Genomic DNA, 14,697 nt, shown 5'->3' on the forward strand with positions numbered 1-14,697 from the left:
CTTTCGTGGTCTTGGGGCGGTTTAGTAGACCCAGTCTCGCAACTTGTATTCCAAACGGTGCCGTTTTCCCTGCAGGATCAGCCGCTGGGTGTCTCCCGTCAGGGTGGCGCCCTGTTGCAGGGTGTCGAGCACCGCCTGCTCTATGGTGTCGAGGGGGGGCGGACAGGCCATGCTGGTGCTGCCCAGGTTGCTGACCTTGAGCCTGTCCCCCTTGAGGTGGCCCTGGCCGAAGTAGCGGTTGCACCCCGCGATGCCGTTGACGGTGAAGTGCTCGCCTATCTCGAAATCCGGCCGGTTGCGGGCAGGGAGCTCAATGAGCTCATCATCGAGTCTGTCCAGCACCCAGTGATGGTGCATCAGGTCCTGGCGGCTGAACTGGGGGGCCGAGCTGCAACCGCCAAGCAACAGCAGGGCGAGCACCAGCAGCAAAAATCTGTACATGGGAGGGCTCCGGTAGTGGGAGTCTCAAGGATAGCGTCGCCGGGCCCGGGGGGGCAGGGGCCGGGGGCGCCCCCCCGACCGCTTCTGTCGTCCCGGGGCCGTAGGGGAGTCGGCAGGGTCGGAATATGGGCCAATCCGGCGCCGATGGGGCCTGGTTCTCGGTCAATGACTGCCGGCCCGTGCCTTCCGGCCCATGACCTCGGCCAAAGAAAAGAGGCGGCGACCCTGGGTCACCGCCTCTTCTGGATGGCGCTTCGGGAGGGATCAGCCGCGCGAGGCGCCAAACAGCCGTTCGGCATAACGGGCCAGACCCGAGGCGACCGAGCCGAAGTCATCGCCGCCGTCCACCGGCAGGTTGGGCAGCTTGTCCTTGATATAGGCCTTGATGAGGGGGGAGCGGGCGCTGCCTCCCGTGATGAAGACGCGGTCAGGCGCCACCCCGGCGGCCTGGATGGCGTCATCCATCAGTTCCCCTATCTTCTCCAGCAGGGGGGCAGACGCCTGGGCCAGCTGATCGCGGTGCAGCTGGGCGTGCAACCCGCGCTCCAGCTCGGTGAGCGGCTGCTGGCTGTGCTCCTGGTCCGAGAGCTGGATCTTGCCCTGCTCGGCACGCCAGACCAGCTGGTGGCTGAGCTTGTGGGCCCGCAGCCGGGCGAGGCGGGGCAGCTTGCTGTCGGGGGCGCTGTCGAGCTGCAGATCCTGCAGGGAGCGCGCCGTCTCCAGGCTGTAGAAGCGGCTCTGGGCGCTGACGTCGTTGATGGCGGCCGCATCCCAGAACAGGGGATGGGGCAGCGGCTTGCCGGTCTTGAGGGTCTCGTGCATGCCGAGCAGCGGCATCATGCCCTCGACGGTGAGGCGGATGTCGAAGTCGTTGCCGCCGATGCGCTGGCCACTGTGGCCGAGCAGATCGTCGTCACGCTCGAGCCGGTGACGATGGCTCGGCCCCATCCGCAGCATGGAGCAGTCCGTGGTACCACCGCCGATATCCACCACCAGCACCACGGCATCCTGGGTGAGGCGCGCCTCGAACTCGAAACCGGCCGCCACCGGTTCATAGAGAAACTCCACCTGCTCGAAGCCGGCCAGACGGGCCGCCTCGCCGAGGATGGCGATGGCCTGGCGGTTGCTATCCTCCCCGGCCAGCCCCTGGAAGTTGACCGGGCGGCCGATCACGGCGCTGCGCACCGGCTGGCCGAGCTGCTGCTCCGCCTGCTGGCGCACATGCAGCATCATGGCGCAGACGATGTCCTCGAACAGGGCGATCTGGGGCGGCTTGAGACCATAGGCGCCGAGGAAGGACTTGGGCGACTTGATGTAGTAACCCTCGTCCGGTGCTTCCAGATAACGGTCCAGGGCGGCGGCGCCGAAGCTGAGCTCGTCGATGAGCCCCTCGTCGCGCATCTGGCGACGCACCGACTGGGCACGCTGGACCACGGGGCCCCGCAGCTTGAGGTAGCCCTGCTGCTGGGCCGGGCAGAGACCTTCGGCCAGCAGGCCGGCGATGGCATCCCGGTGCGGGGCGTGCAGGGTGGAGGGCAGATAGTGGGAGGCGCCGAGGGGCAACAGCCTGGGATTGCCCTGCTCCATCACGGCGACGGCGCAGTTGGATGTGCCGTAATCGAATCCGATAAACATGGGGGGCGGGCTCCTGTGCAAAAAGGGGCCGGACAGCCTAACGAATTGCGCCGACTCTCACAAGTCGGCGCAGGATATTGGAAACAGGCAGGAGGGTCGGTGCTGGCGGCGAAGCGGGCTCAGGACTCTACTTCGTTGTCGCTGCGCCCATCCTGACTGACAGCCTGAATGTTGCCCAGGGTGGTGTCGGCGATAGCGTGCAGGGCTTCGCGGGTCAGGAAGGCCTGGTGACCGGTGAACAGCACGTTGTGGCAGGCCGACAGGCGGCGGAACACGTCGTCTGTGATCACCTCGTTGGACTTGTCCTCAAAGAAGAGATCCTCCTCCTCCTCGTAGACGTCCAGCCCCAGGGCGCCGATGCGGGAGGTCTTGAGGGCCTCGATGGCGGCGTTGGCATCGAGCAGGCCGCCCCGGCTGGTGTTGATGATCATCACCCCGTCTTTCATCTTGGCGAAGGCCTCCTGGTTGAGCAGGTGGTAGTTCTCCTTGAACAGGGGGCAGTGCAGGCTGATGACGTCGGACTGGCGCAGCAGGGTGTCGATGTCCACGTACTCGGCGCCGAGATCGATGGCCGCCTGGTTCGGGTAGGGGTCGCTCACCAGCAGGCGCATGCCGAAGCCCTTGAGGATGCGCAGGGTGGCGATCCCTATCTTGCCGGTGCCTATGATGCCGGCGGTACGGCCATACATGTTGAAGCCCACCAGCCCTTCCAGGGAGAAGTTGGCGTCACGGGTGCGCTGATAGGCCTTATGGATGCGGCGGTTGAGGGTCATCATCAGGCCGACGGCGTGCTCGGCGACGGCCTCGGGGGAGTAGGCGGGCACCCGTACCACTTTCAGCCCAAGCTCCCTGGCGGCCACCAGATCCACGTTGTTGTAACCGGCGCAGCGCAGGGCGATCACCTGGGTGCCGTGTTGGGCCAGCTCGGTCAGCACCTCCCGGTCGGCATCGTCGTTGACGAACAGGCAGACCACGGGGAAGCCGTGGGCGAGACGGGCCGTCTTGGCCTCCAGCCGCACATCGAAAAATTCCAGGTCGAAGCCGTATTGCTCATTGGCCTGGTGAAAATGTTCCTTGTCGTAACTCTTGGTACTGAATAGGGCGACGCGCATGGCGGTTCTCCAACAACGTGAGGGTTGTGGTTAATTTACAACAAGGTGGCGGGCGCGGCACCAGAAACCGGCACCGGGCCCTCCCCGGGACGAACGGCGGGTCGCCTCAGGGTAAGCATCGGCCAGACAAGGCGGGATGCCGGGGGCGGCAGCCCAGACTCACTCCAGCTCCACCGGCGGGCGGAAGGTCATCTCGTGCATCACCACGTCTTCCGGCAGGGTGAGCAGATGGACCAGGGTGCGCGCCACGCTGGCGGGCTGCATGTATTGCGGCCTGGCCTGGGGGCGAAAACCCGTGTCGGTGCCGCCCGGAAAGAGGGTGGTGACCCTGATGCCGTGGGGCTGGGCCTCTTTCATCATCACCTGGCTCAGGCCGGCGAGGCCCTGCTTCATGGCGGTGTAGATGCCCATGGTTTCGCTGCTGCGCTTGGCGACCGTACTCACCACGTTGATCAGGTAGCCACGGCCACGGGGCTGCATCGACTTGAGGGCCTCCCGGGCCAGCAGATAGGGGGCGCGCAGGTTGATGGCGTACTGCTGGTCGAACTCCTCCAGGCTGGTCTCCACTAGGGGAGCCTTGCGGCTGTTCATGCCGGCGTTGTTGACCAGCACGTCGATGGGGCCGAGGGCCTGCTCGGCACTGGCGTAGAGCGCGAGCAGGGCGGCGGGATCGGCCAGATCCGCCGTCTCCCCCAGGCAGCCCGTCGCCTGCCTGAGGCGGGTGAGGGCCTCCTGATTGCGGCCGGTGGCAAACACCTGGTAGCCGAGCCGGGTCAGCTCCTCGACCAGGGCATACCCTATGCCGCTGGTGGCGCCGGTCACCAATATGGTCCGATACATATGCAACTTCCTTGATGTGAATGTGACAGGCCCGGCGGCTCAGCCCCAGGGCATGATGGGCACGGCACTGACCGCGCTCTTGTAGGATCCATCGATCAGCTTGGTGCTGTAGGTGAGGTAGACCAGGCTGCCCCGGCTCTTGTCAAGGAAGCGCACCACCTTCTGCTCCTTGAACACCAGGGAGGTGTTGACGTCGAACACCTCTTCCCCCTGCCTGAGCTTGTCCGGCACGGCGATGGGACCTGTCTGGTGGCACGAGAGGGAGGCGTGGGAGGGGTCTTCGGCCAGGCCGAGGCCGCCCTTGACGCCCCCCGTCTTGGGGCGGGCCAGGTAGCAGGTGACGCCGGCGATGTCAGGATCGTCGAAGGCCTCTATCACTATCTTGTGGTTGGGGCCGAGCAACTTGAAGGCGGTGCTCACCTCGCCGATGGTGTCGGCCTTGGCGTGGACCAGGGCGGGCAGCAGCAGGGCGCAGGTCAGCAGGGGGGTCAGCAAACGCATGTCTCTCTCCTTGTCGGGGCGGATGAAGGGGGCGGCGCGCACCGTGAGCGGTGCGGGGCAAGGGACAGGGCGGCGCAGCCATGGCGCGGGTTGATCCCTTGTCGCCAGGGACTGGGCCTCATTGACCCTGCACGGGAGGATAGTCCCAGTAGTGGGCCGGAATGCTGCGCAGCAAGGGGGTCATGTCGGGGTTGGCCAGCTGTATGGTGATGCGGCCAGCCAGGTTGGCGCTGGCCAGGGCGGTGCGGATGGCCGGACTCTCCCGGAAGAAGCGCAGGAAGCTGCCGTCGGCATAGGCGGACTCCAGGCCCCGGGTCAGCGCCTTGGCCAGCTTGGGGTGCTGGGGGCTGACGAAGAAGAACTCGGCGAAGGGGTAGCGGATCAGCAGGTGCTGCTCCACCACCAGGTTGGGATACTGGCTGGCGAGCTCCCGTTGCTCGGCGAAGATCTCCACCAGGCTGCGGGGGAAGAAGTCGAGCCGGCCGCCATCGTTCATCAGCCGAAACAGGTTGGTGAAGCGGGTCATGTAGGTGGGGATGCCCGCCTCCTGATAGACCCGGTTGTCGGCCCAGCCGATGCCCTGGGCGGCCCGCATCTTCCTGAGCTGCTCCAGGTTCGTTATCTGGCTGAACTTCTCCTGATCCTTCTCGTGGATGAAGGCGATCCGCAAGCCTTCGAGGCCGCGAAACAGCGGCACGGGCACCGGCAGCAGGGCCGACTCCAGGGCGCTGGAAGTTCCCATCCAGAACACATTGATCGTTTTGCCCTCCCGCAGCTGCTGTTGCAGGGTGAACTGGTTCAGATCCACATCGACCTGCTCTATCCGAAACGGTTGGCCAGCGTGGCGCAGGGCGAGATCCAGCAACTTGAGCTGGTAGTCGCCGTCCAGCTGGTTGACGGGACGTTTGGGGATCTTGACCACGAGATCTTGCGCCTGCGCCAGCAAGGGCAGGCACAGACACAGGGTGATGAGCCATTTCACTGTGTGCACTCCTGAAGCAACCTGAAAACAGTCCGGAGTCTAACAGAATAACGGGTCATCGCCTCGTGCCAGGGCGGCGGCATGGACAAATCGGGAGGGAGTCGGGTGAGAATGGCCAAATGGCCAGGCCCCCGGCTGGCAGCCGGGAGCCTCGCTCGCATCAGGCGACGCGGCGGAACACGTGAGTATCGTTGAACTCCTTGGTGCTCTGGCACTCGAGGCAGTAACGGGACTCAGGGCGAGCCTGCAGACGCTTGAGGGCGATCTGCTCGCCACAGGACTCGCAATAGCCGAAGTCGCCTTCGTTGATGCGGCGCAGCGCCGCCCTCAGCTTGCGCAGGTGCAGCTTGTCGTGCTCGATGCGATTGAGTTCCAGGCGGCGGGCCTCTTCGATGCTGGCCCGGTCAATTTCATCGGCCATCTCGTTGGTATCGGTGGCGATGGCCTGGCTGGCCTGGGAGTTGAGGCGCTCTTCGAGCTCGGCGATGTGCCCCTCTATCTGTCCCGTGTAGTAGGCCAGTTGGTCTTCTGTCATGAAATCACACATAAGGTTTACCAGTCAGTTTACTAACCCAATTTTCCGTAGTTATGGGGGCGGTCTGCATCCAGTCCAAGCCCTGTGTCCTCGATTTGCCGCAGATGGTGACGAAAAGCGTGCAAATCAGGGCGGGCCTTGTACCAAAAAAACGCCAGCAAGCAAAGCACAGTGCGCGAAGAGTGTGCGCCCTTGCAAATAATCGGCGGGGAGAAGACGGGTTCTGACTGAGGATGGCGGGCTGCGACGAGCCGCGTCGGCGGGGAGATGTGCCCCTGTCTGTTCCCGGTAGGGTGTTTAGTATTTTATATCGATATGGCCGTTATTCAGACAATGACTTGTGCTTTTTTAAACAGAGCACCTTGACAGGCGCCACAACGGCGGGCTTTTATGGAGGCGGACATTACATATCTGCAACAGGGGTGTTCCATATATTAGACACTCCTGCCAACGGCAACCGTCAAGTCGGGGTTTAACATGGACAGTATCAAGGGTTGGATGGATGCCAACCGCATCACGGAAGTGGAGTGCCTGATCCCGGATTTCACCGGCAACGCCCGGGGAAAGATCATTCCGGCCAGCAAGTTTCTGCGTGAGGGAGGCATGCGCCTGCCCGAAGTCATCTTCATCCAGACCGTCACCGGCGACTACCCGGACGACGACAGCATGATAGATCCGCTGGAGCGGGACATGCATCTCTTCCCCGACCCCAACACCATTCGCTTCGTGCCCTGGGCGCTGGAGCCCACCGCCCAGGTGATCCACGACTGCTTCGACACCAGCGGCAACCTGATCGACATAGCGCCGCGCTCCGTGCTGCGCCGGGTGCTCTCCTGCTTCGACAAGCAGGGCTGGAAGCCGGTGGTGGCCCCCGAACTGGAGTTCTACCTGGTCAAGCGCAACGAGGATGCCGACTATCCCCTGGTGCCCCCCATTGGCCGCAACGGCCGCCCGGAGACGGCGCGCCAGTCGTTCAGCATAGATGCGGTCAACGAATTCGACCCCATCTTTGAAGACATGTACGACTACTGCGAGGCCCAGAACCTGGAGGTGGATACCCTGGTGCACGAGTCCGGCGCCGCCCAGATGGAGATCAACTTCCTGCACGGGGACGCCATCGATCTCGCCGATCAGGTGTTCCTGTTCAAGCGCACCATGCGCGAGGCCGCCCATCGTCACGGCATCTATGCCACCTTCATGGCCAAGCCCATGAGCGACGAGCCGGGCTCCGCCATGCACATCCATCAGAGCCTGGTGGATGGAGAGGGGCGCAACCTGTTTGGCACCGAGGATGGCGGTCATACCGAGCTCTTCCTGCATTTCATCGCCGGCTTGCAGAAATACACCCCGGCGGTGACGGCCCTGCTGGCACCGAACGTCAACTCCTATCGCCGTCTCACCTTCGGCGAGAGCGCCCCGCGCAACGTGCAGTGGGGGGTGGAGAACCGCACCTGCGGCCTGCGGGTGCCCTATTCCGATGCCAACGCGCGCCGGGTCGAGAACCGCTTCGCCGGGGCCGACGCCAACCCTTATCTGGCCCTGGCCGCCACCCTGGCCTGCGGCTATCTCGGCATCCAGGAGCGGCTGCAGCCCCTGCCCGAGATGAAGACCAGCGCCTATGACCTGCCCTACAGCCTGCCCCGCACCCTGGAGGAGGCCCTGAGCCACCTGGAACAGTGCGACCCCATCAAGGAGATGCTGGGGGAGCGTTTCGTACAGGCTTTCGTCGCGGTCAAGCGCAAGGAGTACGAGACCTACTTCGGGGTGATCAGCCGCTGGGAGCGAGAGTTCCTGCTGCTGAACGTCTGACCCTGCTTTGGGGGAAGCCGCGGCTTCCCCTGCTCATATCGAAGGAACCGAGGAGCATTTCATGTCCAATACCAGGGAGTGGCAGCAACAGGATGCCAGCCACCATCTACACCCTTTCACCCATTTTCAGGCCCTGAACCAGAAGGGCAGCCGCATCATCACCGGGGCGCAGGGGGTCTATCTCGAAGACTCCGAAGGGCGCAAGATCCTCGACGGCATGGCGGGCCTGTGGTGCGTCAACCTGGGGTATGGCCGCCAGGAGCTGGTGGACGCCGCCACCCGCCAGATGCAGCAGCTGCCCTATTACAACCTCTTCTTCCAGACCAGCCACCCGCCCGCGGCGCAGCTCGCCACCCTGCTGGCCGAGGTGACGCCACCCCACCTCAACCATGTCTTCTTCACCGGCTCGGGCTCGGAGTGCAACGATACCGTGCTGCGCATGGTGCGCCACTACTGGGCCTGCCAGGGGCAGCCGGACAAGCAGGTGATCATCAGCCGCCACAACGCCTATCACGGCTCGACGGTGGCGGGAGCCAGCCTGGGGGGCATGAAGGGGATGCACGCCCAGGGCGGCTTGCCGATCCCGGGCATAGAGCACATCGATCAGCCCTATCACTTCGGTGAGGGTCAGGGGATGAGCCCCCACGAGTTCGGGCTGGCGCGAGCCCGCCAGCTGGAGGAGAAGATCCTGGCGCTGGGGGTGGACAAGGTGGCAGCCTTCATCGGCGAACCCATCCAGGGGGCCGGCGGCGTCATCATTCCTCCCGACAGCTACTGGCCCGAGATCCAGCGCATCTGTGACAAGTACGGCATCCTGCTCATCGCCGACGAGGTGATCTGCGGCTTCGGCCGTACCGGCCACTGGTTTGCCAGCGAAGGGTTCGGCATCAAACCGGACCTCATGTGCCTGGCCAAGGGGATCACCTCAGGCTATCTGCCGATGGGAGCCGTCATGGTGGGTGACAGGGTTGCCGAGGTGCTGATCGAGCAGGGCGGCGAGTTCAACCACGGCTTCACCTACTCCGGCCATCCGGTCGCCTGCGCCGTGGCCATCGCCAACATTACCCTTATGCAAAACGAGAGCATAGTTAAGCGAGTGCATGATAATATCGGCCCCTATTTGCAGCGGCGCTGGCGCGAGTTGGCCGATCATCCCATCGTCGGGGAAACCCGGGGCAAGGGCTTGGTGGCCGCGCTGGAAATAGTGCAGGACAAGGGGACGAATACCCGCTTCCCGGCCTCGGCCAATGCGGGGATGACCTGTCGAGAGTTCTGCTTTAACAATGGCTTGGTGATGAGAGCAGTCGGCGATACCATGATCATATCGCCCCCCTTGGTCATCACCGAGGAACAGGTTGATGAATTGATCGATCTGGCCAGGCGCAGTCTGGATCTGACGGCGGAAGCGCTGGCAGGCTAGGAGGCACCTGGCCCGATGGTCGTGCGCATACATTTGCTTAGGAGACAAGGATGATGTCTTTCAAAACGGGAATGCTGGCCGCGTCCATGGCGCTGGGGATGTTCAGTGCCGGGGCCATGGCCGATGACCAGGTTCTGCACGTCTATAACTGGAGCGACTATATCGCGCCGGATACGCTGGAGAACTTCCAGAAGGAGACCGGCATCAAGGTCGTCTATGACGTGTTCGACAGTAACGAAGTGCTGGAAGCCAAGTTGCTGGCGGGCAGTTCGGGTTATGACATAGTGGTGCCGTCCAACCCCTTCCTGGCCAAGCAGATCAAGGCGGGCGTGTTCCAGAAGCTGGACAAGGCCAAGCTGACGAACTGGCAGCACCTGGATGCCTCCCTGCTCAAGGCGCTCGAACCGAGCGATCCGGGCAACCAGTACTCCATTCCCTACCTGTGGGGCACCATCGGCTATGCCTACAACATCGACAAGGTGAAGGCGGCCCTGGGGGCGGATGCGCCGGTCGACTCCTGGGATCTGGTGTTCAAGCCCGAGAACATGGCCAAGCTGAAAGAGTGCGGCGTCTCCTTCCTGGATTCACCGACCGAGATGCTGCCGGCCGCCCTGAAATACCTGGGCTTCCAGCCAGACAGTCAGGATCCGAAGGAGCTGAAGCAGGCCGAGGCGCTGTTCCTCTCCATTCGCCCCTACACCGCCTACTTCCACTCCTCCAAGTACATCTCGGATCTGGCCAACGGCAACATCTGTGTGGCCGTCGGCTACTCGGGTGACCTGCAGCAATCCAAGGCGCGGGCGGTGGAAGCCAACAACGGCGTGAAGCTGACCTACACCATCCCGAAAGAGGGGGCGGGCAGCTTCTTCGACATGATCGCCATCCCGGCGGATGCCAAGAATACCGAGGCCGCCCACACCTTCATCAACTATCTGATGAAGCCGGAAGTGATCGCCAACATCACCAACTTTGTGCAGTTCCCGAACGGCAACAAGGCGGCGACGCCACTGGTGGACGAGGCCATCCGCACCGACCCGGGCATCTACCCGAGTGACGAGACCCTGGCGAAGATCTACACCTTCCCGGATCTGCCGGCCAAGGTACAGCGCGTGATGACCCGCAGCTGGACCAAGATCAAATCCGGCAAGTAACCGCAATACCCCTCCCGGTCCGCCGTTTGGCCGGGAGGGCACCCACGGGAGTGGGCAGACATAGACGCCGTATGGATGCGGAATCTCAATTTCCAAGGACATAAAGGAGTTAAGACGTGCATATTTCCAAGATGATAACCATGACCCTGACGCTGGGGTTGGCGAACGCGGCACTGGCTCAGCCGGTGGTGCATTTTTACAACTGGTCTGACTATATAGGTGAGACCACCCTCAGTGACTTCCAGAAGGCGACCGGCATCGATACCGTCTATGACGTGTTCGATTCCAACGAGACCCTGGAAGGCAAGCTGCTGACAGGGCGCACCGGTTACGACCTGGTGGTGCCGTCCAACAACTTTCTCGCCAAGCAGATCAAGGCGGGGGCTTTCCAGAAGCTGGACAAGTCCCAGTTGCCCAACATGGTCAACCTGGAGCCGACCCTGATGCGTCAGCTCGACAAGGTGGATCCGGGCCACCAGTACGCCATCCCTTATCTGTGGGGCACCAATGGCATCGGCTATAACGTCGACAAGGTGAAGCAGGTGCTGGGGGTCGACAAGATAGACTCCTGGGCGATGCTCTTCGAGCCGGAAAACATGAAGAAGCTGACCCAGTGCGGGGTGGCCTTCCTCGATTCTGCCGACGAGATGATCCCGGCCGTGCTCAACTATCTGGGCAAGGATGCCAACAGCCATGAGCCTGCCGACATCAAGCTGGCGGAGCAGAAGCTGCTGGCGGTCAGGCCCTATGTCACCTACTTCCACTCCTCCAAGTACATCTCGGATCTGGCCAACGGCAACATCTGCGTCGCCGCCGGCTTCTCGGGAGACGTGTTGCAGGCGGCCTCCCGGGCCGAGGAAGCGGGCAAGGGGATCCAGATCGCCTACAGCATTCCCAAGGAAGGGGGCAACCTCTGGTTCGACATGCTGGCGATCCCAAGCGACGCCAGCAATGTGAAGGAGGCCCATGCCCTGATCAACTATCTGCTCACCCCGGAGGCGATCGCCAAGGTGAGCGATTACGTGGGCTACGCCAACCCCAATGCCAAGGCGGGTCCCTTCATGGATGAGAGCGTGCGTGACAACCCGTCCGTGTACCCCCCCCAGGCGGTGCTGGAGCGGCTCTATGTGCAGGAGGCGCATCCCCGCGCGATACAGCGCCTGATGACCCGGAGCTGGACAAAAATCAAGTCCGGCACTTAACCATGGCGCCCGCCCGGGCGCCAGTTGCTTTATGGAATGACCCTCTGGTCACTATTTCAAGTCGGGAGTGAGTGGTAATGGCAATAGCCTCCAGTGCCTATAAGAAAGCCCTCGAGGGCAGCCAGCAACCCAAGGAGGTGCTGGTAAAAATTGACAGGATCAGCAAGCAGTTCGATGAGACCCTGGCGGTCGACAACGTCTCGCTGACCATTAACAAGGGGGAAATCTTCGCCCTGCTGGGGGGATCGGGCTCCGGCAAATCCACCCTGCTGCGGATGCTGGCCGGCTTCGAGCGCCCGACCGAGGGACGGCTCTTTCTCGATGGGGTCGACATCACCGACATGCCGCCCTATGAGCGCCCCATCAACATGATGTTCCAGTCCTATGCCCTGTTCCCCCACATGACTGTGGCCCAGAACATCGCCTTCGGCCTCAAGCAGGATGGCCTGCCCAAGGCGGAGATAGATGCCCGGGTGGAGGAGATGCTCAAGCTGGTACAGATGAACCAGTACGCCAAGCGCAAGCCGCACCAGCTCTCCGGTGGCCAGCGCCAGCGGGTGGCCCTGGCCCGCTCCCTGGCCAAGCGTCCCAAGCTGCTGCTGCTGGACGAACCCATGGGGGCGCTGGACAAGAAGTTGCGCTCCCAAATGCAGTTGGAGCTGGTGGAGATCATCGAGCGGGTCGGGGTGACCTGTGTCATGGTGACCCACGATCAGGAAGAGGCTATGACCATGGCCGAGCGCATCGCCATCATGCACCTGGGCTGCATCGAGCAGATTGGCAGCCCCATGGACATCTACGAGACTCCGGCCAGCCGCCTGGTGTGCGAGTTCATCGGCAACGTCAACCTGTTTGACGGCCTGCTGGTGGAAGACGAGCAGGACCACGCCACCATCGCCTGCGCCGATCTGGAGCAGCCCATCTATGTGGGGCACGGCATCAGCTCCCGGGCCGAGAACAAGAAGGTGACCTACGCCCTGCGTCCCGAGAAGCTGCTGATGAGTACCCAGAAGCCGGCCGATCTCGAACACCCCGACTTCAACTGGACCAAGGGGCTGGTCTATGACATCGCCTATCTGGGGGGTCACTCCGTTTATCACATCCAGTTGCCCTCGGGCAAAATCGTGCAGGCCTTCATCGCCAATGCCGAACGCCACGGCAAGCGGCCAACCTGGGATGATCAGGTGTTCCTCTACTGGGAAGATGACAGTGGCGTGGTGCTGCAATCATGATGGCATTGAGACGAATGAAGCGATTGGGGGGGCGCCGGCTGGTGATCGGCATCCCCTTCTTCTGGCTGTTCCTCTTCTTCCTGCTGCCCTTCATCATAGTGGTGAAGATAAGCTTCGCCGAAGCGGACGTGGCCATACCGCCTTACACGGATGTGGTGAGCTGGGCCGATGATCAGCTCACCATCTTGCTCAATCTGGGCAACTATGTGCTGCTCGGCGACGACGAGCTCTACCTGGCCGCCTATCTGGGCTCCCTCAAGATGGCCTTCTTCAGCACCCTCATCTGCCTGCTGATCGGCTATCCCATGGCCTATGCCATCGCCCGGGCCAACAAGGAGAACCAGACGGTACTGTTGTTGCTGATCATGATGCCGACCTGGACCGCCATCCTGATCCGTGTCTACGCCTGGATGGGGATCTTGAGCAACAACGGTCTGCTCAATGGCTTCCTGCTGAGCCTGGGGCTGATCGACGAGCCGCTGCAGATCCTCAATACCAACCTGGCGGTCTATATCGGCGTGGTCTACTCCTACCTGCCCTTCATGATCCTGCCGCTCTACGCCAACCTGGTGAAGCATGACATGAGCCTGCTGGAGGCGGCCTCCGATCTGGGGTCCAGCAACATCAACAGCTTCTGGAAGATAACGGTGCCCCTCTCCAAGAACGGCATCATTGCCGGCTGTATGCTGGTGTTCATCCCCGTGGTGGGCGAGTTCGTCATCCCCGAGCTGCTCGGCGGCCCCGAGACCCTGATGATCGGTAAGGTGATGTGGCAGGAGTTCTTCAACAACCGCGACTGGCCGGTGGCCTCTGCTCTGGCGGTGGTGATGCTGGCGGTGCTGATCGTCCCCATCATTCTCTTTAACCGCAATCAGGCCAAAGAGCTGGAGGGCAAGGCATGAAGACTGAACTGTTGATCCTGCCCCGGTCATTCCTCTTTAACCGCAACCAGGCCAAAGAGCTGGAGGGTAAAGCATGAAACGCATCAATTTTCCCAGTCTGATGCTGGTGGCGGGTCTGCTGTTTATCTACCTGCCCATGGTCATCATGGTGATCTACTCCTTCAACGCCTCCAAGCTGGTGACCGTCTGGGGCGGCTGGTCGTTGAAGTGGTATTTCGGCCTGCTCGACAACACCCAGCTGATGACGGCTGTGATGCGCTCCCTGGAGATCGCCTTCTACACCGCCATCGCCGCCGTGGCCCTGGGGACGGTCGCCGCCTTCGTGCTGACCCGGATCCCGAACTTCAAGGGACGTACCCTGTTTGGCGGCATGGTCACCGCCCCCCTGGTGATGCCGGAGGTGATCACGGGTCTGTCGCTGCTGCTGCTGTTCGTGGCCATGGCCCAGCTGGTGGGCTGGCCCGCCGAGCGAGGCATGATGACCATCTGGATCGCCCATACCACCTTCTGCACCGCCTATGTGGCCGTGGTGGTATCGGCGCGGTTGCGGGAGCTGGATCTCTCCATCGAGGAGGCGGCCATGGATCTGGGGGCCAAACCATGGAAGGTGTTCTTCCTGATCACCATCCCCATGATAGCCCCCTCCCTGGCGGCCGGTGGCATGATGTCCTTTGCCCTGTCGCTGGATGATCTGGTGCTGGCGAGCTTCGTCTCAGGCCCCGGCTCCACCACGCTGCCGATGGAGGTGTTCTCCGCGGTGCGCCTGGGGGTCAAACCCGAGATCAACGCGGTGGCCAGTCTCATCCTGCTGTCGGTGTCGCTGTTCACCTTCACCAGCTGGTTCCTGATGGCCCGCGCCGAGAAGCGGCGCCGGGCGGAAATCTCCCAGATGCTGCAGATGCAGTCGGTGACCTGAGTCTGATAATATCCGCATT

General features: G+C 62.7%; 14 protein-coding genes. 7 read left to right on the forward strand and 7 right to left on the reverse strand.

Translation table 11 applies throughout. The annotated features are described in order from the left end of the window. Positions 1 to 21: 21 nt before the first annotated feature. The 7 genes from ACEUCR_RS17630 to ACEUCR_RS17660 form a co-directional block, all read right to left on the reverse strand. Entirely contained in the window at positions 22 to 441 is a 420-nt protein-coding gene (locus ACEUCR_RS17630) for an META domain-containing protein (protein WP_041998047.1), read from the reverse strand. 264 nt (positions 442 to 705) lie between these two features. Then, positions 706 to 2,076 (reverse strand): molecular chaperone, encoded by a 1,371-nt coding sequence (gene yegD / locus ACEUCR_RS17635; protein WP_111874270.1) that lies wholly within the window; start codon positions 2,074 to 2,076, stop codon positions 706 to 708. 119 nt (positions 2,077 to 2,195) lie between these two features. Continuing rightward, positions 2,196 to 3,188, reverse strand: a complete 993-nt coding sequence (locus ACEUCR_RS17640; RefSeq protein ID WP_111874269.1) for a 2-hydroxyacid dehydrogenase — start codon at positions 3,186 to 3,188, stop codon at positions 2,196 to 2,198. A 159-nt stretch (positions 3,189 to 3,347) separates the two neighbouring features. Next, a complete protein-coding gene (locus ACEUCR_RS17645; protein WP_111874268.1) occupies positions 3,348 to 4,028 on the reverse strand; it encodes an SDR family oxidoreductase in 681 nt (226 codons plus the stop codon). 39 nt (positions 4,029 to 4,067) lie between these two features. Further along, positions 4,068 to 4,529: a CreA family protein gene (locus ACEUCR_RS17650; RefSeq protein WP_111874267.1), complete on the reverse strand. Its 462-nt coding sequence runs from the start codon at positions 4,527 to 4,529 to the stop codon at positions 4,068 to 4,070. A gap of 118 nt (positions 4,530 to 4,647) precedes the next feature. After that, positions 4,648 to 5,511: a hypothetical protein gene (locus ACEUCR_RS17655; protein WP_111874266.1), complete on the reverse strand. Its 864-nt coding sequence runs from the start codon at positions 5,509 to 5,511 to the stop codon at positions 4,648 to 4,650. A gap of 160 nt (positions 5,512 to 5,671) precedes the next feature. Next, positions 5,672 to 6,058: a TraR/DksA family transcriptional regulator gene (locus ACEUCR_RS17660; RefSeq protein WP_041998035.1), complete on the reverse strand. Its 387-nt coding sequence runs from the start codon at positions 6,056 to 6,058 to the stop codon at positions 5,672 to 5,674. A gap of 465 nt (positions 6,059 to 6,523) precedes the next feature. On the opposite strand from ACEUCR_RS17660, the gene ACEUCR_RS17665 reads away from it, so the two are divergent. The 7 genes from ACEUCR_RS17665 (at position 6,524) to ACEUCR_RS17695 (ending at position 14,678) form a co-directional block, all read left to right on the forward strand. Then, a complete protein-coding gene (locus tag ACEUCR_RS17665; protein WP_041998033.1) occupies positions 6,524 to 7,855 on the forward strand; it encodes a glutamine synthetase family protein in 1,332 nt (443 codons plus the stop codon). A gap of 61 nt (positions 7,856 to 7,916) precedes the next feature. Beyond that, entirely contained in the window at positions 7,917 to 9,275 is a 1,359-nt protein-coding gene (locus ACEUCR_RS17670; protein WP_041998031.1) for an aspartate aminotransferase family protein, read from the forward strand. A 53-nt stretch (positions 9,276 to 9,328) separates the two neighbouring features. Then, positions 9,329 to 10,426, forward strand: coding sequence for a polyamine ABC transporter substrate-binding protein (locus ACEUCR_RS17675; protein WP_111874284.1), 1,098 nt, complete (start codon positions 9,329 to 9,331; stop codon positions 10,424 to 10,426). A gap of 131 nt (positions 10,427 to 10,557) precedes the next feature. Continuing rightward, entirely contained in the window at positions 10,558 to 11,628 is a 1,071-nt protein-coding gene (locus ACEUCR_RS17680; protein WP_408760936.1) for a polyamine ABC transporter substrate-binding protein, read from the forward strand. 77 nt (positions 11,629 to 11,705) lie between these two features. Continuing rightward, the gene (potA, locus tag ACEUCR_RS17685) at positions 11,706 to 12,860 is read left to right on the forward strand and encodes a polyamine ABC transporter ATP-binding protein (RefSeq protein WP_041998025.1); all 1,155 of its coding nucleotides are present in this window, start codon (positions 11,706 to 11,708) and stop codon (positions 12,858 to 12,860) included. After that, positions 12,857 to 13,762: an ABC transporter permease subunit gene (locus ACEUCR_RS17690; protein WP_041998023.1), complete on the forward strand. Its 906-nt coding sequence runs from the start codon at positions 12,857 to 12,859 to the stop codon at positions 13,760 to 13,762. The genes potA and ACEUCR_RS17690 overlap by 4 nt, the downstream gene beginning before the upstream one ends. A gap of 73 nt (positions 13,763 to 13,835) precedes the next feature. Further along, complete coding sequence (locus ACEUCR_RS17695; RefSeq protein WP_111874264.1) at positions 13,836 to 14,678, forward strand: ABC transporter permease subunit; 843 nt, start codon at positions 13,836 to 13,838, stop codon at positions 14,676 to 14,678. Positions 14,679 to 14,697 lie beyond the last annotated feature (19 nt).

The organism is Aeromonas bivalvium (genome assembly GCF_046078285.1).
Classification (GTDB): Bacteria; Pseudomonadota; Gammaproteobacteria; order Enterobacterales; family Aeromonadaceae; genus Aeromonas; species Aeromonas bivalvium.